This is a genomic window from Latilactobacillus sp. VITA-14, from assembly GCF_046580785.1.
GTDB classification, from domain to species: Bacteria; Bacillota; Bacilli; order Lactobacillales; family Lactobacillaceae; genus Latilactobacillus; species Latilactobacillus curvatus.
Genome location: NZ_JBJKTM010000006.1, coordinates 59,641 through 80,971 on the forward strand (window position 1 = coordinate 59,641; position 21,331 = coordinate 80,971).

Below are 21,331 nucleotides of genomic sequence, written 5' to 3' on the forward strand. Positions count from 1 at the left end.
CAACCACGGCTGCGGTTGCAATTGGTTATATTCAGTTTACTTGTTACCCGGTTCTGACGCAATAATTTGCATGTCACCTTTTAAGTCCCATGACTTAATATCAAATGGTAACACAAAATGCATATTCTTGTGAATTGGGTAAGTTTGCCCATCGACAATCAGTTCGCCTTCACCATCGACCACGGAGACTAAAGTATAGGGTGCCGTTGTCCGATCAAAGTGTAAGTCGCCCTTCACTAACCATTGGTAAACACTGAAAAATGGTGACATTGGTGGTTGCACATAAGTCGTGATTGTTGAATCTCCAACATGTTCTGTTTGAATATTCAAAACGGGATCTTGATGCGGCACAATCGTCGTATCAATTGATTGCTTCAAGTGTAGTTCGCGTTTTTCGCCCGTCTTAGCATCAACCCGATCATAATCGTATAACCGATATGTTGTATCACTACTTTGTTGGGTTTCAAGCGCCATAATCCCTTTGTTCAATGCGTGAATCGTGCCACTTGGGACGTAGAAAAAGTCACCAGTCTTAACGGGCACTTTGCGGAGTAAATCATCCCACTTGCCTGCTTCAATCATTGCTGTTAATTCCGCTTTGGTCTTGGCATGGTGGCCATAGATTAAATAAGCACCTGGTTCAGCATCCAAAATATACCAACATTCCGTCTTACCGAGTTCGGTTGGACCTTCATGAGCAGCAGCATAAGCGTCATCTGGGTGCACTTGGACAGAAAGACTTGCTTCAGCATCCAAAATCTTAGTTAACAATGGGAATACTTTACCTTCTGCATTACCGAAATATTTGCGGTGGGTTGCCCATGCTTGATCTAATGTGAGCCCTTTTAATGGGCCATTTTCGATGGTACTAGGACCATGGGGATGGGCTGAAATGGCCCAACATTCACCAATATCGCCGTCTGGTAAATCATAATCGAAGGCTTCAGCTAATTTGCGACCACCCCAAATTTTTTCTTGAAAAACAGGTTTTAGAAATAAAGGTTCTGTCAGTTCACTCACTCCTAATGCGCTTTATTTATCAATAGTCCCATTTTACCACAAATGTAAGCGGATAATACGCAAATTTGCGAATTTGACTAGGCTTTTGTTTCTAGGTGATTATCCGCTAAAAATTGTGCCACAATCGCATCTCGTCGTTCCAAAAAGACCGGATTATCAGCCGTTGGATGAATGCGATTACTCAGGACAATCAGCCCCGTTTGCCGCTTGCGATCCAATAGCATGAACGTGCCGGTAAAACCGGTATGATAAATCAGTGGCTGGTGTTCTTGCGGCTCAAAGCGCAAATCCCAGCCCAGTGAGTGCCCGAGATGTTTTGGTGTCCAATCACGATAGAGACTCTTAACACTCGCCTGACTGATTGGTGGCTGTTCAACCTTCAACTGCCCTAATTGGAACTGGGCAAAGCGGACAACGTCTTTTAATGGGGCAAACAAGCCGGCTGCACCACTATGATTTTGTAAAATCGCACTTTTCGGATCGTGGACCGTGCCTTGGATTAAGCCGCGTTCGGCACTCAATTCAGTCGGGACCGCCAAACTTTTGTCCGGATTAAACGTACTGGCTTGCATACCGAGTGGGGTTAAAACGAGTTCTTGAATCAAATCCTGAATCGGTTTTTGATAGATGGCTTCAATCATCCAGCCCAAATACAACATACCAATGTCCGTGTAAACAACCTTTTCACCAAAATTTGGGCCGACCGTTAATTGCGTCAAAAGCGCCGTTTTTAATTCGGCAGCCGATAATTGATTCCGATTCGGAATGTAGCCTGTTAAACCGGACGTGTGCGTCAATAGATGCAAGACCGTCACCCGTCGATCTTTAAAGGCCGGCAACAAACTATGCACTTTTGTTCGTAAAGAAAGCCGCCCTTTTTCCAATAGCCGTAAAATAATGGTCGTCGTCCCAATCACTTTCGTTAATGACGCTAAATCATACAACTGATCAGCTTTTAACGGCACTTTTTGGGGCACTAATTCGGCCTGCCCGATTACATTAGTCATCACTTCAGGGCCTTCGATGACGGCATAAGAAACACCAGGGACAATCCCTTCATCAACTAGCGCTTCAATTTGCCGGATGGTTTGTTCAAATCGCATGTTAAATTCCTCCTACTATATCAATATCACTAGTATACGCCAAATACGGACAAAAATAAGGCCGCAGATTTTATCTGCGGCCTTATTTGCGTCATTCACGCTTAAATTTTAACGTTGCCTGAGAATTGACTATTGTACAAGTCAGCGTAGAAACCATCTTGTGCCATCAAACTATCATGAGTCCCGGTTTCAATAATCGAACCGTGATTCATCACGATGATGTTATCGGCATCGCGAATCGTCGATAAACGATGGGCAACCACGAAACTGGTCCGATTTTGCAACAAGCGTTCCATGGCGTATTGAATATGAATTTCAGTCCGTGTATCCACTGAACTGGTTGCTTCATCCAAGATCAAAATCTCTGGATCGGCAACAAAGGCCCGCGCAATCGTCAATAATTGGCGTTGACCTTGGGAGATATTCGAAGCTTCTTCATTCAAGACCGTTTCATAGCCATCAGGTAATTGACGGACAAAACCGTCAACGTGCGCTGCTTTGGCGGCTGCTAAAATGGCTTCATCTGAAGCATCAGCGTTCCCATATTTCAAATTATCCCAAATCGTTCCAGTAAATAACCAAGTATCTTGTAAAACCATCGCGAAGTGACGCCGTAATTGTTCCCGAGTCATATCGCGCGTATCGACACCTTTAAGCTTGATTGAACCGCCACTCACGTCGTAGAAGCGTTCCAACAAGTTAATGATGGTTGTTTTACCAGCACCTGTTGGGCCGACAATCGCAATCATTTGGCCTGGTTTGACTTGCAAGTTGTAATCCTTCATCAAGATATCTTTACCTTGATAACCGAATTCGACATGTTCTAATTCAAGTAGATTTTGGTCATCAACAATCGCCGGCACTTCTGATGGGTCGTCACTCATGTCATCTTCATCTAAGACTTCGAAGACCCGTTCAGCTGAGGCAATTGTTGATTGGATTGTATTCGCTAAGTTGGCCAATTGCGTGATTGGTTGTGAGAATTGTTGCGTATATTGCATGAACGCTTGCATATCCCCTAAAGTAACTTGGCCGTGAGAAACACGAATCCCCCCGACAATTGCTACGAAGACGTAACCAATGTTATTGACAAACGTCATTAACGGCATGATGACCCCAGAAATAAATTGTGCCTTCCAAGCTGCTTTATAGAGTAATGCATTTTGTTCTTCAAAGGCATCAATTGTGACTTGTTCGCGGTTGAAGGTCTTTAAGACCACTTGACCAGAGAAATTTTCTTCAATTTGGTTGTTCAACAACCCCAAACTTTTTTGTTGCGCTGCGAAGAATTTCTGTGATTTCGGTGCGACAATCCCGACGACGACTAAACTGAGTGGAATCGTGACTAAGGCAATCAAAGTCAATTGCCAACTAATCGAGAGCATCATCCACATAACGCCAATAAATGTCACAGCACTCGTTACCATTTGCGTTAAACTTTGTTGCAAGGTACTTGCAATGTTATCCATATCATTAATCGCACGACTCATGATATCGCCGTTTGAGTGTGTGTCGTAGTAATTAATCGGTACCCGTTGCATCTTGTCTTTTAATTCTTTCCGTAATTCATAGACGGTTTGTTGGGAAATCCGCGTCATGATGAATTGTTGTAAGAAACTGAAGACCGCTGATGCTAAGTACATCAAAATAACCGTCATAATAATATGTTGAATCTTATCGAAATCAATTGGTAAGCCATTCATCGGCATGCCCGCTTTTTGCATGGCATTGCCCTTCATGACACCCTTGAAGATTTCGGTCGTTGCTTGTCCTAATACTTTTGGTGTTCTAATTTGGAAAATAACGGAGATGATTGCTAAGGCTAACACAATCACTAATCCGATTAACCGGCTAGACATGTAGGTTAATAATCGTTTGGTTGTGCCCCAAAAATTCTTCGGTTTTTCAACGACACCACCCATGCCACGGCCTGGACCATGTCCACCTTGGGGTCGATTGGTTGTTGTTTTTTCAGCCATTAATCTTCATCCCCCTCTCTGATTTGTGAGTTAATAATTTCTTGATATGTGGCGTTATTAGCCTTCAATTCAGCATGTGAGCCTTTACCGACCAACTGGCCTTCATCCAAGACCAAGATGGTGTCGGCATCGGCAACGGTTGATACCCGTTGACCAACAATCACAACGACACTCTTTTGAATTTCGGCATCTTCTTTTAAGGCTTTCCGTAATAAGGCATCCGTCTTAAAGTCCAACGCTGAGAAAGAATCATCAAAGACATAAACAGCCGCTTTTTTAACCAACGCCCGTGCGATGGCAAGCCGTTGACGTTGACCACCAGAGAAGTTACCCCCGCCTTGTTCAACGTGACTATCTAAGCCGCCTTCAAGTTCGCTGACGAAATCTTTAGATTGTGCAATTTCAAGTGCGTGCCAGATTTCATCATCGGTAGCATTCGGATTCCCATATTGCATATTTTCCCGAATCGTCCCGGTAAATAAGTTCGCTTTTTGAGGGACAAATGCAACTTGTTGGTGAATGTCATGGAGGGTCACATCTTTCACGTTTAACCCTTTGACTGTCACTTCACCCGTTTCAACATCGTAAAAACGAGGAATCAAGTTGACTAACGTGGTCTTCCCTGAGCCAGTGCCCCCAATCACGGCGACTGTTTGGCCCGCTGTCATTTGGAAATCAACGTTTTCAAGCGCTAAGTGCTCCGCATTTTGATAACGGAAGTTGACCTGGTTGAAAGCCAAGCTTGCTGGTTGATCACCAAACGTCTTAGGGGTCGCTGGATCTTCAATCGGCGTGTGTAAATCAAGCACTTCATTAATCCGCACTGCTGAAGCTTGCGCCCGGGGGATAAAGACGAAGACCATTGAAAGCATCATGAAACTCATGAGGATTTGCATCGCATAAGTCATGAACGCTAATAAATTCCCGACTTGCATTGCTTGATTGGCGATTAAATGACCACCCATCCAAATAATCGCAATGTTAGTTCCACTCATGATTAACGTCATTGCTGGGAACATCACTGACATAATACTATAAACTTTCTTCGCATTTTGCATGTAGTCAGTGTTAGCTTCATCAAAACGTTCTTGTTCGAACTTGTCGCGCCGGAATGCTCGAATGACCCGAACCCCGGTTAAACCTTCCCGGAAAACTAAGTTAATCCGGTCTGTCTTTTTCTGCATTGCCTTGAATAATGGCACAGCGAAGTACATCACCCCACCAATGAAGAGTGCCATGATTGGTAAGACAACCAAGAAAATGGATGTAAGTTGCGCATCTTTTTGATACGCTAAGAAACTTGCGCCAATCAACATGATAGGTGCCATAATCATCATCCGTAAGAACATCATTGCCACATTTTGAATCTGCACCACATCGTTAGTCGTCCGCGTAATTAGTGAAGATGTCCCAACTTGATCCATTTCATCATGTGAGAAGTTGATGACCTTCCGGTAGATATCTGAACGTAATTTTTGGCCTAAGCCTTGTGACGTCCGTGCCGCAAGATAAACGTTGCAGACGGCCGCGATGATACTAATTAATGAAAAACCTAACATTTTAAAGCCTGCTTGCCAGATATAATCAATATTCCCCTTAGCAATCCCGTCATTGACAATGTCGGAGGTTAAATTGGGTAAATAAAGGTTACTGACAACCTGAATCGTCATGAATAAAACCGCACCAAAGACGGCCCAACCTGACATTCTTTTCTTTGCAAGTTTAAGCATGTTGTGTGTCCCTTCTTTCCTTATCCTTGTTTGCTGGCCCCTGTTTCTAACCAGCCTAATACTAATTCGAAGCGTTCTTGGACCTGTTCAATTGTAATCGCATGGTCACTTTCTTGTTGCAGATAATACGCTGCAATACTTTGAAAGACCGTCGTCATCAACTCATGAAATAAAATTCTAAGCGCTTCGGGTTGATCTGCGTTAATCTTGAGCAAGTCGTAATTGACGTTTTCTTCTAAAAAGCGTATCCCATCTACTTGTTTGGCATGCATTAATTCTGGTGACATCTTGCGCCGGTTCTTATAATCCATATGTAAGAAGAGGTGCTTGTAAAATTGTGCATTTTCACCATTAATAATCTCTTCTGCCATTTCAGCAAAGAATTGGCGAATTGCCTTGAATAGATCACCATGAACAGCCAACAGACTCTTTTCTAAATCCTGCTTTGAACTGTCGCGTAATAAGCTAAGGTCGTAGAAAAAAATATCCGCCTTATCTTCAAAGTACTGATAAAAACTGCCTCGCGGAATCTCCGCCGTTTTAATAATGTTGCTGACAGATGCTTCATTAAACGGTACCCGTGAAAACTCAGCATGCGCAGCTTGAATCAGTCGTTGTTGCTTTTCCTCAGGTAATCTAAAAAATGTTTTCTTCGGCATTTCGATACTCCTTTCTGAAAATTAATGACAGAGCGTCATAATTGTGACGTAATGTCATAATACGCCAACTTAGGCACTCATGCAAGCATTAAATCCACAAAAAAAGAACCGGCAGACTATCGTCTGCCGGTTCCCTTTAAAAGGCGCTATTTATCGTCTTTGTCCATTTTTTCTTTAATATCATCCATCACGTCGTTGGCTTTTTCAGCAACTTTGTCTTTGGTATCCGCTAATTTTTCTTTAGCTTCACCCATAAAGCCCTTTGCTTTACCTTTGGCCTCAGTTTCGCGATCACCAGTCACCTTACCGGCTGTTTCTTGTACTTTACCGGTTACTTGGTCTTTCATGCCATCTAACTTTTCTTTATCTGTCATTCAAAATCACTCCTTCTTATTGGTCTACCTATATGATAGGATAGCTAACCAACATTAGTCAAAATTTATGATTATGAGTCGCATTATGTCAGTTTACCATCGCGCATCACGTATTGATGATCTGTATAATCCAAGACGCGTTCATCATGGGAAACCATCACAATCGTCTGTCCTGTCTCTTTCGTGATTTTAGCCAGCTGCTCAGCAACCTGTAAGGCCCGTTTACTATCTAAACTAGCGGTTGGTTCATCCGCAAAAATCAAATCTGGCTGACCATACAATGCCCGAGCAATCGCAACTCGTTGACGCTGACCACCAGATAAGCTCGTTGGGTACTGACGTCGTTGATCCCAAACACCTAAATTGGTTAATAGTTGTTCAGCTGATTGTGGCGCTTGCTTTTCACGTAATCGATCGACTAGTTCGAATTGTTCTTCAACCGTTAAAAATGGAACCAGATTCGAACTTTGTAATATAAAGCCGAAATCGTTAAACCGTAATGCAGACCGCTGTTTTTCGCTTAATTGACTAATCTCTTGATCTTTAAAAAAGAGCTTCCCACTCGTTGGGCCTTGTAAACTACCCATAATCGTTAATAAGGTCGTCTTCCCAGAACCAGATGGTCCGGTTAAACCAATGAACTGGCCCTTTTCAATCGTTAAATCGATTTGATCTAAAGCCGTGGTTTGCTGGTCGCCTGCGCCAAATTTTTTGACGATTTTTTCTAAACGCATTAAAGCCATCCTATGCCCCTCCAATCGCATCAAGCGGATCAATCTTCAGAATCCGCCAAATTGAGAATAAAGCGCCAATGACTGTCATCACAAGTAAAACAGCAGAAAAGGCCCCAATTAGTAAAGGATTATTTGTATACGGCACCGCCGCTGGTAATACCAATGTTGTCAATGCGTTACACAACAAACCAAGGCCAATCCCAATCACCCCTAAGAATACAGATTGCCACATTAAACTACCAACTAATTGGCCACCTGAAATCCCTTGTGCTCGCATAACCCCGTATACGGCCGTTTTTTCAATAGTAATAATATACATGAAAATCCCAACGATAAAGGCGACGATGACTAGCAATGCGCCAATCATCAAACCAAACGTCTTAACCTGTGGCCCATACCCCGGAATCTTATCGATTAATTCTGGAATTGTCAGTTTGGTCAGCTGATCCGTTGTCTTAATCCGCGCGTTTCCCTTTAATACTAAAGCATTAATGCGCGTAATCTGATCAGTGCCGTAGCGCATTCGGCTAAAATCGGTCAACCGCAAATAAGTCACCGGTTGCGTATTATAGCGGTGGTTCGTCGTAATCCCAACAATTTTGTACTTTTGTTGACGCCCATTCAATTTAATTTGTTGATTTAAAGCAATTCCTTGTAAGCCGTCGTCGACCACAATCTCATTTGCCTTTTTAGGATACCGTCCTTTTTGCAACTTAGGCTTCAAAAAAGCATCAAAATCGATACCAAAAACACTCGTATTTTGCTTACTTAAACCTGAACCACTCACAACACCCATCATCTGAGCAAGTTGCGCATGATTTTTCTGTGCACCTTTAATAGAGGGTAATTGATCAACATCTAATTCAGAAGCTGCCAAGTTTTTATTCGCATACTGACTAATAACAACTTCTTTGGCGTGCCATTGATCAATTGCCGAACGGTTATTATTGGCTAGCCCATATGCCAACCCCGTTAAAAAATAGATTAAATATGCAATTAGAAAAATCGTAAAAATGATCAACGAATAACGTAATTTAGCATGTTTAATTTCTTTAATTGCTAAATACATCCAAACACCCCTTTCTTAACTGTTTTAATCTAACATAAAGCATCGTGCCTTGAACAGCAATCCGCATTCAATCTTTTATTCATTCACGGGAATATGCTATGATAAGCACACGGAGGTGGCGCTTATCAAACACGTCAAACATGGGATTGCCTTTTTGCTTCTGATTATCATCCAACAAGTTCCTTTAATGATTGTCAGTGGCTTAACATTGCTCCCTAAGGCCCAACAGACAACCCATCTAATTTTAGTCTTTGGTTGGCTTTTTCTAATCACGACTATCGGCATTACTGCCCTGATGTGGTATTACTACCAAAAAATTAAATCAACGCGTTATGACCAACCCTTCACCAAACAGACTTGGTGGACAATGTTGATTGGCTTTATCGCGATGGTTGCTGTCAATAACGGTACAATCCCGTTTATGCATACTACCGGTAATGCCAATGTTGATGCACTAACCTCAGTCTTTCAGACGATTGGTATTTTCATGCTACCATACGCCCTATTCTTAGGTCCGATTATGGAGGAATTACTTTTCAGAGGGTTCCTAATGAATTGGTTTTTCCCAGGCACACCAATCATCTCAATCGGGTTAAGTGCTATCTTATTCGGATTGATGCACGGCGCAACTGATCCGATTTATTTCATTTCAAAAGCACTACTTGGCCTAATTCTGGCTATCGTCTACTATCGCACCCATAATATTAAGAGTAATATTGCCTTACACATGTTGAATAACATTACTGCTGGCTTTACGATTTTTTAAACGACTAGAAAGGAAGCATGACTATGTCTGCATTAACAACCATCTTAACTTACATCCAAGAACATCCTGATGAAGTGGTTCTAGAACCGTTTCAATATGCGAATGTGATTCGCTTTGGCATTAGTGACCAAGTCGATCTGCCAGATGCCGAGAAACTGTTCCCTGATATGCGGCTACACGTTAACCGGATTGACCCCGAGTACGTCAAAGAGCACCATGACTTATTGACGACTTTTTATCAACAAACCGAAGAAAAACAAAAAGACGGCTTCCAAGATGTGTGGATTACTACCGCCCATCTTAGTGACCGTCAACTTTATTTAGTGGATCTTTCTTTTGAATAAGCCTCATTTTGAACAGCTAAAGGTCAGCTGTATTAAGTATGCTATTTTAACCTTGTTTCTCTTTGTCATGCGTGCCTTTATTGCGCATCCCATCATTCTGATTGCCAGTTGGATTAGCACTGCTGTTTGCGGCGCATATTTCATTGCCATGTTAATTGTTTATTATTACGGCTAACGTTGCATATGTTTGGTCTCAGCAATCACTTCTTCTGTAAAATACAATTGAAAACCAAAGAACACCGTCAACATAATCGCAGCTATCCATGCAGTGCGCACATTGATTAACTTAACAATTAACCCTGAGCTAATAGTACCAATGAAGAAGCTACCAACAATTAACCCGAAGTACCGGGCTTTTTGTTGGTAGTTTTTTTCTTTGGTCGCTAAATATAGATAAGTATTTTCGATTAATTTCTTATAATTGCCGGTCGTAAAAGCATTCGCATATGGATAGCCATTAACCGTTGAATAACTCGCTAATTGCATGGCCATCGACATCGACAGAATCGGTGTCACAAACATGTTGGGAATCGCGGTTGATAAAAAACCAACTACTACTAAAGCAATAATTTGAAAACCTAATAACCACAACCGCCAAACATTCAACCCACCAGTGTTAAAATGCCGCTTCGCCAGCTGCACAATAATAACCCCAAACCCAAATGAAATAATGGGTAATATCTTTTCAGGAAGTTGTGCCCACTGGTTCGTTGCGATATCTAAGCCGATGAACACGATATTACCGGTCTGTGCACTCGCAAAGACGCCACCACGTAAAATCACACAATACGCATCTAAGAAGCCACCAAGAAACGTTAAAAACATCGCCGTGCTTAGCCGATCATGAAACCCTATTTCTTTTTGCAACCCAATCCCTCCAAATCAATACTCTTATTATACGCAAATTAAAATTGAAATCAAAAAACGGATTGCACTATTTCACAGTCGAAATAAGGTACAATCCGCTTTACACTATAAATTAATTGAATTGACATCTTGACCATGGACCACTTTTCTAAAGTCGACCAGTCCTAAGTCCAAACCGCGCAGCAATACTTCAGCCGTCCCGACGTTGGTTGCCAACGGTACTTCATAAACGTCAGATAATCGAATTAATGCATTCACATCCGGTTCGTGAGGTTGAGCAGTCAATGGATCTCTCAAAAAGATTACCAGGTCCATCTTATTTTCTGAAATCAACGCGCCAATTTGCTGATCGCCCCCTAGAGGACCTGACTTAAACCGTGTAATCGGCAAGCCAGTTGCTTCGATAATTTTTTGACCAGTCGTTCCAGTCGCAAATAATTCGTGTTGCGCCAAAATAGGTTTGTAAGCCGTCGCCAGTTTCACAATCGTTGGTTTCTGACGATCATGTGCAATCAATGCAATTTTCATCTGAATCCCTCCTAATGTCTGCGGTGTTTAACCACCGTAAAAAAGTGTAACACACTTGCCAATAGAATGAAGAAGATTAAAACGAATGACACATAATTAAGCCAAAACTGGCTAATTGGCAACACTAAGTTCACTAATTGTTGCAGTACCATCGTAATCAAGGTTGCACAGGCGACCATGCCAAATAGTTGTATATACCGTTTCACTGTATCATCCGTCCTCTTTGCTTTAGATTGAATGCTTGCGCCGACTTGGCGACATTCCTCTTGTTTCTGCGCTGAAAGTGTCTTTAAACCATACGTTTTTGTCTGGACAACTTCCCGGATTTTTAAAAGTCCAGCTGCCCCCAAGACTTTATCAAAAGTTCTAAAAGTCCCGTCAGTCACACCAGTAACCAATTCCTCAGCTGGACTGGCATAACAACTACTAATCGTAATGTAACTTTTGCCTTTGAAGCGATCTGGTAACGCATCTCCCGCCCGATTAAATCGGACTAACCGTTGCCGCACGCAATCCAAGAAGTTTTTCATCACACCCGACATTGCACCCCAATAAGTCGGTGCTGCAAGCACCCAAACATCGGCTGCCAATAACTTAGCTTCCAGTTCATCCAATACCGGATTGGCTTTGCCAGTATCTGGTAATATTTGATAATCATTTAAAAAGATCACTTCAACGTCATCTTCCGGTTTTACACCTGCTAAAACGGCATCTAAAAGTTGCCCATTGACCCCATCTCGTTGATGACTGCCTAACACTCCTAAAATCTTCATCTGATCAAGCCTCACTCTTTATACTACTTTCAGTTTACACTTCCAATCACTAACTTACCATAAAAAAACGCCCAGACCAATGGTCTAGACGTTGTCATTATTTTAGTTTAGTACCAACCATTACTTAACCAGAAGCTCTTAGCGGCATCCCATGAACCATAACGACTTGTTACATATTGATCTGCAACGCGGTCTTGGTTAGCTGCTGAATAATCACCATTTAAGTATGAAGCTGATAATTGATAACGGCCGATTAATTGACCGTTACGTGCTGAATATGAACCGCCTGATTCTTTTTGTGCAATCCATTCCTTAGATGAACTCGTTGTAGTTGTTGTTTGTGCAGCTACAGGTGCTTGTTGTACTGGTGCAGCTTGAACTGCAGGTTGTGCTTGAACTACAGGGGCTGGTGTTTGAACAGGTACAGCTACTTGTTGAGTTACAACAGGGGCTGGTGTTGTTGCCACTTGATCAGCATCAATTGTTAATTGTTCACCAACAAAGATCATATTAATATCAGCAATATTATTAGTTGTTGCGATTTGGTTAACAAGCTCTGTACTACCATTGAATTTTTGCGCAATGGTTGAAAGCGTATCACCATTTGCAACGGTATAAGTTGTTGCGGCACTGGCTTGTGATTGGTTAATGAAAAGTAACCCGGTTGTTGCAACGGTTGTTAAAGCGGCACTGTAAAGTAAAGTTTTTAAAGATTTCATATTTTGAATGGACTCCTTATTGTTTAAATTGATTTTTCTATCTGTTTAACGTGGGACTAATATACCATCTTAAATCCGTTAGTAAATATCAAAACCATAACAATTGATGACAAATCCGTAACAAAATGATGGCAATTTCACCTAACTTTGTAATGAAGCCACAATTTAATTGACCTGTAATCGACCTAAAAGCTAATAACACCAAGGATTACAGTCAATAAAAATGCTAAATATGCTATTTTGAATTAATTAACCTTCTTTCAAAAATAATCGCCCTATTTAACGTAATAATAAGACGAGGTGATCAAAATGAAAGTTTTAAAATTAAATGATTTAGATTTAAACGTCGCATTGGATGATCGAATGATTCAAATTTCCGGTGCTCAGGACAAAACATTAATTTTCAAAAGTAAGCTATTAGCACACTATTGGTTCTTCAATTTACGGGCTTTAGCTAAGATTGCGGATCGCTATGCGATCCAAATCATGTTTGAGACAGAGAACTACAAATAATCTGCCCTATCGATATGAAGCCACAAAAAAAGAGCTGATTACTCAGCTCTTTCTATCTTAATTGGGTATATAGGGCTCGAACCTATAAATTCCGGATTCAGAGTCCGGTGCCTTACCAATTTGGCGAATACCCAATATCATCAACGAATACTATGATACTGCACACTCCAGACGTTGTCAATTATGATTTTTAACAAATCTTTAAAAGAGGACTATACTATTCTTGAAGGTGGTTCCAATGATGAAAAAAGCAGAAATCGAAAAATTATTTGACGGGAAAGTTGCCGTATATGATCAAGACCACGTTGTGATTGATTGGATAGATTCACGCAGGACGCTTGAAGTCACAATTGATAACGATATTCTAAATCTACTGATAAACCATCAGGACTATATTCGGAATATCTTGAAACATTTAAAGAGACAAACAAATCGCACCATGACCAAGGAAATTGTTAACATTAATCGTTGTAACTATAAAATCTTCATTTAGCCTCGCTAGAGTCAATTAACCATTGACATTACAGGCTTTATTCGCTAAGATATTAGTTGTTCCGAACATTGCCCGTTGGTCAAATCGGTTAAGACGTCGCCCTCTCAAGGCGGAGTTACGGGTTCGATCCCCGTACGGGTGATATTTAAAACAGCCTAGAACCCAGAAAAGCCGTTAAACTAAGGTTTAGCGGCTTTTTTGTTTAAAACGTGTAAAAAAGCTAGCCTCCTGACGCTTTAGTTAGGGGGCTAGTTTTTTTATTGCGTAGATTTCTTCTATTAAAATGGCTTCATTTGCCACAATTATTTGGCTACCAAACCAGCCACTGATTAAACCTTCCACCTTACTGGGTACAATACCTTCTATTGAACGTTCTGCTTTGTCGATTTGAACCGAATAACATTTAACAATTGCGTCATTGATGGTATTAGCAATCATCTCAGCAGTCATCGCCTCAATGTGTTTTTCATTGCGCTTACGATCTTGTACGCGGTTATTCTTATCTAACACTGCCGTATGATCGCTTAAATAGAACCCTTGCCATTTCATCATGCCACGATCATAATAATCATACTTCAAAAATTGATTAACCAAATTGGGATCATATTCATCATTATTCATAGGCGTTCCCTCCAGCATGCCCACCGACTAAGCCAGCACGCTCAATTGCAGTCGCACCTTTTACTTTGCTAGACAATTTGACCACCGATGTAAAACCGTAGCGCTTGCGAATTTCATCGACCGTGCTATCTAATTTCTGCTTTTTCAAATTAATAAACCGTGTGTCGAACATATCTAATTGTTCCGCACTATCGTCAACCAAATTGCTGCACGCAATACTAATATGCCGAATCGATTCGTGTTGCCATTCTTCACGAAAAAGTTGGATGGCATGTTTTGTGAGTTGCTGATTAGCATTAGTCGCATCAATCTTCATTGAACGCCCAAAACCACCACGCGATGCATCCTCTTTTGCAGCAAATGAAAAGCCAATCCCCAGACTAATAACCGTGGTCGCCTTGTGATGCGCCCTGAGACGTGCAGCCACTTGCTCTGCAATTTCCCGAATCACAACTTCAATCTCAGCTTGGATAAAATAATCGCGTGGTAATACCTGACTATTCCCATAAGACTTCTCTTTGGCCTTATATTTATGCCGTACAACGGCCCGATCAATCCCCCAACTAAACGCAAACAACTGCGCGCCCATGACACCCATTTCTTGTTTTAACCGATAGGGATTTGTATGCGCAATATCGTACATCGAATGAATGTGTTTCTGATTCAGTTTCTCTGCCGTACGATGCCCAATTGACCAGACATCATCTAACCGGGTCACTGGCCACAGTTTATCTGGGACATCTTCATAATGCCATTCTGCAATCAAACTGTGATTCCGTTTGGCCTCAAGATCCAATGCGAGCTTGGCAAGTAGCGGATTATCGCCAATCCCCACCGTTAAATAAATGCCCGTTTCTTTTTTTACAGCCAGCTGAATTTTACGTGCGACTTCGTACGGCGTCGCCCCAAAGAGTTGCCAACTATCCGTGACATCAAGTAACGATTCATCAATGGAATACGGTTGAATATCTTCTTCTGCCGTAAATTGCTGAAAAATACGGTTAATCTTCTGGTTCTCTTGGATGTACAAATTCATCTTGGGTGGCTCAATGATTAACCGCTTATCATGAATTGGAACATCCCGGGCACGCGTTACGTTACTGATACCAAATAATTTCTTAGCCATGGGACTGGCTGCCAATACTAAACCACTGCCCGTGTTTTTCTCCGTGGACATCACCACCAAAATAGCCTTTAACGGATTTAGTTTCAACCGAACGGCCTCTACTGATGCGTAAAAAGATTTCGAATCAATCATTAAAATCACGCGGCGTGGTTCATTCTGATAGTCATACACGACTCTTCACCCCAACTTGAATCTGACGCACTTGTTCATCTAATTCGCGTTGCCACCGATTAATCTCAATCAAGGTGACGGCTGATAGATGACGATAAATAAATTGCGGAAACTTATCGCGGTTGTAGTAATAATTCATTGAGTCAATCAAATCATCACTATGATTCACCGCTAATCGCCGCAATTCTAAAACTCCAAAGCCATTTAAATATAAACTCAATCCTGTTTGATCTAGCGTAATCACTTCTTTATTCGTATGCATCAGGCACACCTCTTTAATTCATCTTATGTCCTCTTAATTATACGAACATACATTCTATTTAGTCAAGTGTGATTTCTCAGAGAACAAAAAACGCTCAATCAAATTAAATTTGATTGAGCGTTAAAGGAACCTTAAATTTTAATACCAACCGTTACTTAACCAGAAACTCTTAGCGGCATCCCATGAACCGTAACGACTTGTTACGTATTGATCTGCGACGCGGTCTTGATTGGCTGCTGAATAGTCACCATTTAAATATGATGCGGTTAATTGATAACGGCCAATCATTTGACCGTTACGCGCTGAGTATGAACCACCAGATTCTTTTTGCGCAATCCATTCTTTCGCTGAACTAGTTGTCGGTGCAACAGCAGCTGTTTGTTGAACTGGTACAGCTTGCACTGTAGGTTGTGCTTGAACAACTGGTGCTGGTGTTTGAACAGCGGCTGGTTGTGCAACAACTACTGGCGTTGTCGTTTGAACAGGGGTTGCTGTTTGGTCAGTGTCGATTGTTAATTGTTCCCCGACAAAAATCATGTTGATATCTTGAATGTTGTTTGTTGTGGCAATTTGATTGACTAAATCTGTGTTACCGGCAAATTTTTGGGCGATTGTTGATAACGTATCCCCAGTTGCAACGGTATAAGTAGTAGCGGCACTTGCTTTTGATTGACCAACGAAAAGTAATCCTGCTGTTGCAGCCGTTGTCAATGTAGCGCTAAGCAATAATGTCTTAAAAGATTTCATGTAATAGATGTGCTCCTTGTTGTTTTGATTTATTAACGTGGGACTAATATACCATCTTATATTCGCTTGTACATGTCAAAACCATAACAATTGATGACAAACAGGTAACAAAATGACGGCAATTCCCGCGCTAATTGTAATGCACACCGCTTACTTGACTGCTATTACACAAATAACGCCTAGGACAATCTTCTGTCCTAGGCGTTATAAACTAATTTATTGATGTTATTCACGACGTTTTAAATGATACTTAGAGACCGATTTTTGGCGGCCAAGAACTAGCGGAATACGTTCCACGAACACATCACTATAGTCCAATCCAAACCATGAAGCCGGTGTATCAGTGAATTTTTCTAACCATAAACGCATTTGAACAATCCCTTTATCCATTGCTCGAATTTGAGTTGCTGGTGATAAATCTTCTTGCATGATCACAAACGAGAAATCGCCAACGTTCCGATTTGGAATTGTTGTGTAGCGTTGTGGTTGTGCTGGTAATTCTCCCCGATGAATCATTTCTTGAATGATTTGACGAATAAAGATGTTCACTTTTTGTTCCATCTTAAAGCCTAGATACAACTGAACGTTGACAATGTAGTCCGTCCCAAGCGTATCTGCGGTATATTCTGCCGTATACGGTTCATCAGTAACATTGACCGCAACAAACCAGTAAACTTGCGCCCGTTTTGGTCGTTTATCCAAAATAGAATAAAGAATATTCTTCTTAACCATATTCTTTTCATATGGTTTATTCTGTGGTTTTGAAAGATAAACCAAATTAGTCGTATACATAGCTAACGCTGTATCGTCTCGCAAATCATGTAGTTGTTGTTTATAAGCTAGTAATGAAACCGTACTTGCCCTGAAAGTATTACTTTCCTTAATCGTATTACTACGATACCAAACAAACATGATCGATAGAATAAACGCCGCAATTAAGACTGTCACGTAACCACCATGCATGAATTTAGCGGCACTTGAGATGAAGAAAATAACTTCAATTGTCCCGAAGAAGATGAGTACCAAATAAGCCAATACCCATTTCTTCTCGCGGCGTCCCAAGTAATGGAATAGCAAGATAGTTGTCATTAACATTGTAATCGTAATCGCCAAACCGTAGGCAGCTTCCATGTGCGCTGAGTTCTTAAAATAGAAAACAACCATTAAACAAACCGCCCATAGAATCCAGTTAACGATTGAAATATAGAGTTGCCCTTTTAACTTAGCCGGATAATCGACCTTAATTCGTGGTAAGAGGCGCAACTTGATTGCTTCTGATACTAAGGTATATGACCCTGAAATTAAGGCTTGTGATGCAATAATCGCCGCAATTGTAGCCAGTAAAATCGCTGGGACCTTTAATTGGGCTGGCATCACTTCAAAGAATGGATTGAAATCAGAAATATGTTGATATGCCGCAATATCTTTATGTTGTAATAACCAAACACCTTGTCCAAAGTAATTCAACACTAAACAAAGCGCAATGTATGGCCAACTACCATAGATATTCAATCGCCCAACGTGCCCCATATCCGAATAAAGTGCTTCAGCACCCGTAGTTGCCAAGAAAACACTGCCTAAAATTAGAATCCCCACCTTATTCTCAGGGCTAAACAGTAGTTCAATCGCATAATACGGATTGAGTGCCTTGAGCATCGTTAGATCCCCCATTAAGTTAACCAAACCAATGCCACCAATAAAGGTAAACCAAATTAACATAATGGGACCAAAAGATTTACCGATTAGATCAGTCCCAAATTTCTGAATGAAAAATAAGACCGATAAGATCGAGACCGTCAATAAAATCACCTGATCTTGATTATTAATTAAAACGTTCCCATTAATTGGCAAACCCTTTAACCCTTCAATCGCCGTCGTGACTGTCACAGCAGGTGTTAACATCCCATCCGCTAATAACGTCGCCCCACCAATAATCGCGGGGATCACGAGCCACTTAGCTTGCTTACGAATCAAAGTGTACAGTGCAAAAATCCCACCTTCACCATTATTATCCGCCCGCAATGCAATCATGACGTACTTGATGGTCGTCATTAACATTAACGTCCAAAAGACAAGCGAAATACTGCCGATGATAAAATCGCGGCTGATGTTTACCAAACCGCCATTCCCCTCAACAATTGATTTCATAACATATAATGGCGACGTTCCAATATCACCGTAAACGACGCCCATCGTAATCAAAATCCCTGCAACTGATAATTTATGTCCAGTTGTTTGTTTAGTTGTTTGTTTAGTTGTCTTTAATTTCATGATTTGTTACTTCCTTATACTCCAATATAGCATTATCGTAGCTTGTTCCAGATTGAAAGTCCAGTCTTATCATCAATAATTATCAATCCACTGTATTCCATGCTATAATAGGGACACTGAAACAAGCGAGGGATACAAATGAAAGATAAACGTCAATTTGAAATTGCTAAGAAGCAATACAAGAAACTAGCGAACCGACCACTATCAAAGGAACGTAAGAAAGCTGTTAGTACCGCTTCAACTTACATGTTCACAATCTTAGTTGTGGCCTTTATTCTATTGGTTATTTACTTGTTCGTTCACTAAAACTGCGTAAGCAGTTTTTTTTTACGTATTTTTTTGCAGAACATATATTGAATATTATTTTTCGTACGTATATAATTGAATAAATAGTTTTTTAAGCTTAAATTACTACAAAAAACACGAACATTATCGAGAAAGGCGGCTCTCATGCCCTCAAAAAAACAAGTTTATCTCGCTGGCCCATTTTTTAGTCCCGAACAAAATGATCGGTTAGATCAAGTGGCTGATTTACTCATTAAAAACCCAACGATTGATGCTGATTCACTTTTCAAACCAGGCCAACACCCTTATCCTGATGCAGAATTCGGTACTTTCGAATGGCAAGTCGCTACTTTTAATGTCGATACGCGTCAAATTGACCAAGCAGACGTCGTAGTCGCTGTTATGGATTTTAAATCTGAAGAAGGCGAATTCGAACCTGATTCCGGTACCATGTGGGAATGTGGTTATGCTTTTGCCCACAATAAACCAGTGATTCTCGCTCGTTTCCGTGATAATTTACCAATTAACCTGATGTTGGCTGGTTCTGCAACGGCCATCTTCAATGGTGAAGCGGATATTGAAAACTTAGCGACTTATGATTTCTTTGAATTACACAATAAATATGTTCAAACAGATATCTTTTAACTCAAAAAAGAACCGACTGATGCGTCGGTTCTTTTTCTTTGGCCTAAAAGCCGTTATTCTCGCTCAATTCACGGTACCATCGACCGCTCTTCTTCATCGTGCGCTTTACCTCATGGTCCAAATCAACACAGTAGAAACCATAACGATTCCGATAACCATCTAACCAAGACCAACAATCATTGAAGGTCCAAGTATGATATCCAAAACAACTGCTGCCGGCTTCAATTGCACGATGTAGTTGCGTCAGATGTTCTTGCATAAATTCAATCCGATAGTCATCTTGAATTTGCCCATCTTCACCCATAAAGCGTTCTTCATCGGCAACGCCCATTCCGTTTTCAGAAACATACCACGGAATGTTGTGATAATCATTTTTCATCATCATTGCCACATCGTACAATGCTTCTGGATAAATCTCCCATCCACGATATGGATTAATCTTCCGTTCTGGCCAAATATAATTAGCATATAAGTCTTCCGGTGTTTTTGCTGGGAACTTCGGATTCTCTGGTGCTTGAACCCGCATTGGTTGATAGTAGTTCACGCCGATAAAATCGACACAATGATCGGCAATCAATTGCCGGTCGCCTTTTTTCGTCATTGGTAATAACTCATGTTTTGTTAAGAGGTTAATTAATTCTTCTGGAATAACGCCCAAAACAGTTGGGTCTAGAAAACTCTTAGCGAGTAGTAAGTCAGCATTTTGTTTAGCCATTAAATCCTCTGGTGCATCACCCTTAGCATAAGCTGGCGTGATATTTAAAATAATGCCGATCTGACCATCCGGCTTCACTTTTCTAAATTCAGCAACAGCTGCTGTATGCGCCATCAAGGTATGGTAGCCAACCTGAACAGCCTTCTTGAAGTCAACAATGTCTGGATAATGATAGCCCGTTAAGTAACCACATTCGATATGCACGATAGGCTCATTAAAAGTCGTCCAGCGATCAACCAAGTCACCAAACAATTCAAACGCAGTTTTTGCGTAGAATGCAAAGGCATCAACTGATTCGCGTGTCTCCCAACCGCCCTTTTCCATTAGCCACCAAGGCATATCGAAATGGAACAGATTAATGATCGGTGTAATGTCTGCATCACGTAAGCGCTTAAAATAATCCCGATAAAAATCAACCGCTACTTGATTAACATGTTTGCCATCGGGCATTAATCGCGTCCAAGCAATCGATGTCCGAAATGAGTTCAAACCAATCTTTTGCATATTTTCAACGTCTTCACGATACAACCGATAAGTATCACTAGCCGTGTCAGGCCCTTGATTGCTATTAAACTTATCAGGTTGCATCTCAAACCATTTGTCCCAGGTTGATGGGGACTTACCATAACTTAGGGAGTATCCTTCTGATTGAGGTGCGGATGTTGCTGCTCCCCACATAAAATGCTCTGGAAATTTAATCATAAACGCTACTCTCCTTAAATGTAATCGCCAACATTTTATATTGTACCATTTCTCTAAAGTGGTCGCACACCTTTCTCAGTCGATTATTTAATATGCGTACCTCCGAAATATTATA

Annotated in this window: 24 protein-coding genes and 2 tRNA genes; 7 read left to right on the forward strand and 19 right to left on the reverse strand. The window is 41.1% G+C overall.

Going from position 1 to position 21,331, the window contains the following annotated elements:
• Positions 1-36: 36 nt before the first annotated feature.
• The 8 genes from manA to ACF1X7_RS04160 all read right to left on the reverse strand — a co-directional run bounded on the left by manA (position 37) and on the right by ACF1X7_RS04160 (position 8,668).
• On the reverse strand, positions 37-1,011 hold the full coding sequence (manA, locus tag ACF1X7_RS04125) for a mannose-6-phosphate isomerase, class I (RefSeq protein WP_411162453.1): 975 nt from the start codon (positions 1,009-1,011) through the stop codon (positions 37-39).
• A gap of 86 nt (positions 1,012-1,097) precedes the next feature.
• A complete protein-coding gene (locus ACF1X7_RS04130; RefSeq protein WP_411162446.1) occupies positions 1,098-2,123 on the reverse strand; it encodes a serine hydrolase domain-containing protein in 1,026 nt (341 codons plus the stop codon).
• A gap of 101 nt (positions 2,124-2,224) precedes the next feature.
• Positions 2,225-4,102 (reverse strand): ABC transporter ATP-binding protein, encoded by a 1,878-nt coding sequence (locus tag ACF1X7_RS04135; protein ID WP_039098063.1) that lies wholly within the window; start codon positions 4,100-4,102, stop codon positions 2,225-2,227.
• Positions 4,102-5,832 (reverse strand): ABC transporter ATP-binding protein, encoded by a 1,731-nt coding sequence (locus tag ACF1X7_RS04140; RefSeq protein WP_411162447.1) that lies wholly within the window; start codon positions 5,830-5,832, stop codon positions 4,102-4,104. Before ACF1X7_RS04140 ends, ACF1X7_RS04135 begins: the two co-directional genes overlap by 1 nt.
• A gap of 20 nt (positions 5,833-5,852) precedes the next feature.
• Positions 5,853-6,491 (reverse strand): TetR/AcrR family transcriptional regulator, encoded by a 639-nt coding sequence (locus ACF1X7_RS04145; RefSeq protein WP_069468132.1) that lies wholly within the window; start codon positions 6,489-6,491, stop codon positions 5,853-5,855.
• Between the two features lie 146 nt (positions 6,492-6,637).
• Entirely contained in the window at positions 6,638-6,865 is a 228-nt protein-coding gene (locus ACF1X7_RS04150) for a CsbD family protein (RefSeq protein WP_039099529.1), read from the reverse strand.
• 83 nt (positions 6,866-6,948) lie between these two features.
• Positions 6,949-7,608: an ABC transporter ATP-binding protein gene (locus ACF1X7_RS04155; RefSeq protein WP_004269986.1), complete on the reverse strand. Its 660-nt coding sequence runs from the start codon at positions 7,606-7,608 to the stop codon at positions 6,949-6,951.
• A 1-nt stretch (position 7,609) separates the two neighbouring features.
• Positions 7,610-8,668 (reverse strand): ABC transporter permease, encoded by a 1,059-nt coding sequence (locus ACF1X7_RS04160; RefSeq protein WP_004269997.1) that lies wholly within the window; start codon positions 8,666-8,668, stop codon positions 7,610-7,612.
• 115 nt (positions 8,669-8,783) lie between these two features.
• On the opposite strand from ACF1X7_RS04160, the gene ACF1X7_RS04165 reads away from it, so the two are divergent.
• Complete coding sequence (locus ACF1X7_RS04165) at positions 8,784-9,434, forward strand: CPBP family intramembrane glutamic endopeptidase (RefSeq protein ID WP_231118783.1); 651 nt, start codon at positions 8,784-8,786, stop codon at positions 9,432-9,434.
• 23 nt (positions 9,435-9,457) lie between these two features.
• A complete protein-coding gene (locus ACF1X7_RS04170) occupies positions 9,458-9,778 on the forward strand; it encodes a hypothetical protein (RefSeq protein WP_004265400.1) in 321 nt (106 codons plus the stop codon).
• A gap of 171 nt (positions 9,779-9,949) precedes the next feature.
• Here the strand turns inward: ACF1X7_RS04170 and ACF1X7_RS04175 are convergent, their stop codons facing one another.
• From ACF1X7_RS04175 to ACF1X7_RS04190, 4 genes are all read right to left on the reverse strand, one after another.
• Positions 9,950-10,645, reverse strand: coding sequence for a YoaK family protein (locus ACF1X7_RS04175; protein ID WP_035186016.1), 696 nt, complete (start codon positions 10,643-10,645; stop codon positions 9,950-9,952).
• Positions 10,646-10,750: 105 nt separating this feature from the next.
• Positions 10,751-11,173: a methylglyoxal synthase gene (gene mgsA / locus ACF1X7_RS04180; protein WP_004269993.1), complete on the reverse strand. Its 423-nt coding sequence runs from the start codon at positions 11,171-11,173 to the stop codon at positions 10,751-10,753.
• An 11-nt stretch (positions 11,174-11,184) separates the two neighbouring features.
• A complete protein-coding gene (locus ACF1X7_RS04185; protein WP_411162448.1) occupies positions 11,185-11,946 on the reverse strand; it encodes a flavodoxin family protein in 762 nt (253 codons plus the stop codon).
• 107 nt (positions 11,947-12,053) lie between these two features.
• Entirely contained in the window at positions 12,054-12,665 is a 612-nt protein-coding gene (locus ACF1X7_RS04190; RefSeq protein WP_039098882.1) for a LysM peptidoglycan-binding domain-containing protein, read from the reverse strand.
• A gap of 309 nt (positions 12,666-12,974) precedes the next feature.
• Here ACF1X7_RS04190 and ACF1X7_RS04195 point away from each other — a divergent pair, with 309 nt between their 5' ends.
• The gene (locus ACF1X7_RS04195) at positions 12,975-13,178 is read left to right on the forward strand and encodes a hypothetical protein (RefSeq protein ID WP_039098881.1); all 204 of its coding nucleotides are present in this window, start codon (positions 12,975-12,977) and stop codon (positions 13,176-13,178) included.
• Between the two features lie 61 nt (positions 13,179-13,239).
• On the opposite strand, the gene ACF1X7_RS04200 is transcribed toward ACF1X7_RS04195, so the two are convergent.
• Positions 13,240-13,312, reverse strand: a tRNA-Gln gene (locus ACF1X7_RS04200).
• A 107-nt stretch (positions 13,313-13,419) separates the two neighbouring features.
• On the opposite strand from ACF1X7_RS04200, the gene ACF1X7_RS04205 reads away from it, so the two are divergent.
• Together ACF1X7_RS04205 and ACF1X7_RS04210 are read left to right on the forward strand one after the other, a co-directional pair.
• Positions 13,420-13,671 (forward strand): hypothetical protein, encoded by a 252-nt coding sequence (locus ACF1X7_RS04205; RefSeq protein ID WP_039098880.1) that lies wholly within the window; start codon positions 13,420-13,422, stop codon positions 13,669-13,671.
• A 69-nt stretch (positions 13,672-13,740) separates the two neighbouring features.
• Positions 13,741-13,813: transfer RNA gene (locus ACF1X7_RS04210), tRNA-Glu, on the forward strand.
• Positions 13,814-13,911: 98 nt separating this feature from the next.
• Here ACF1X7_RS04210 and ACF1X7_RS04215 read toward each other — a convergent pair.
• The 5 genes from ACF1X7_RS04215 to ACF1X7_RS04235 all read right to left on the reverse strand — a co-directional run bounded on the left by ACF1X7_RS04215 (position 13,912) and on the right by ACF1X7_RS04235 (position 18,869).
• Complete coding sequence (locus tag ACF1X7_RS04215) at positions 13,912-14,292, reverse strand: hypothetical protein (protein ID WP_089542194.1); 381 nt, start codon at positions 14,290-14,292, stop codon at positions 13,912-13,914.
• Positions 14,285-15,550: a Y-family DNA polymerase gene (locus tag ACF1X7_RS04220; RefSeq protein ID WP_052202731.1), complete on the reverse strand. Its 1,266-nt coding sequence runs from the start codon at positions 15,548-15,550 to the stop codon at positions 14,285-14,287. The genes ACF1X7_RS04215 and ACF1X7_RS04220 overlap by 8 nt, the downstream gene beginning before the upstream one ends.
• A gap of 31 nt (positions 15,551-15,581) precedes the next feature.
• Complete coding sequence (locus tag ACF1X7_RS04225; RefSeq protein WP_004270016.1) at positions 15,582-15,851, reverse strand: hypothetical protein; 270 nt, start codon at positions 15,849-15,851, stop codon at positions 15,582-15,584.
• 138 nt (positions 15,852-15,989) lie between these two features.
• Positions 15,990-16,598, reverse strand: a complete 609-nt coding sequence (locus ACF1X7_RS04230; protein ID WP_064777244.1) for a LysM peptidoglycan-binding domain-containing protein — start codon at positions 16,596-16,598, stop codon at positions 15,990-15,992.
• 225 nt (positions 16,599-16,823) lie between these two features.
• Positions 16,824-18,869, reverse strand: coding sequence for a KUP/HAK/KT family potassium transporter (locus ACF1X7_RS04235; protein WP_069468129.1), 2,046 nt, complete (start codon positions 18,867-18,869; stop codon positions 16,824-16,826).
• A gap of 138 nt (positions 18,870-19,007) precedes the next feature.
• Here ACF1X7_RS04235 and ACF1X7_RS04240 point away from each other — a divergent pair, with 138 nt between their 5' ends.
• On the forward strand, positions 19,008-19,175 hold the full coding sequence (locus ACF1X7_RS04240) for a hypothetical protein (RefSeq protein WP_004270002.1): 168 nt from the start codon (positions 19,008-19,010) through the stop codon (positions 19,173-19,175).
• A 144-nt stretch (positions 19,176-19,319) separates the two neighbouring features.
• The gene (locus tag ACF1X7_RS04245) at positions 19,320-19,799 is read left to right on the forward strand and encodes a nucleoside 2-deoxyribosyltransferase (protein ID WP_004270037.1); all 480 of its coding nucleotides are present in this window, start codon (positions 19,320-19,322) and stop codon (positions 19,797-19,799) included.
• A 43-nt stretch (positions 19,800-19,842) separates the two neighbouring features.
• On the opposite strand, the gene ACF1X7_RS04250 is transcribed toward ACF1X7_RS04245, so the two are convergent.
• The gene (locus ACF1X7_RS04250; RefSeq protein WP_411162449.1) at positions 19,843-21,216 is read right to left on the reverse strand and encodes a glycoside hydrolase family 1 protein; all 1,374 of its coding nucleotides are present in this window, start codon (positions 21,214-21,216) and stop codon (positions 19,843-19,845) included.
• Positions 21,217-21,331 lie beyond the last annotated feature (115 nt).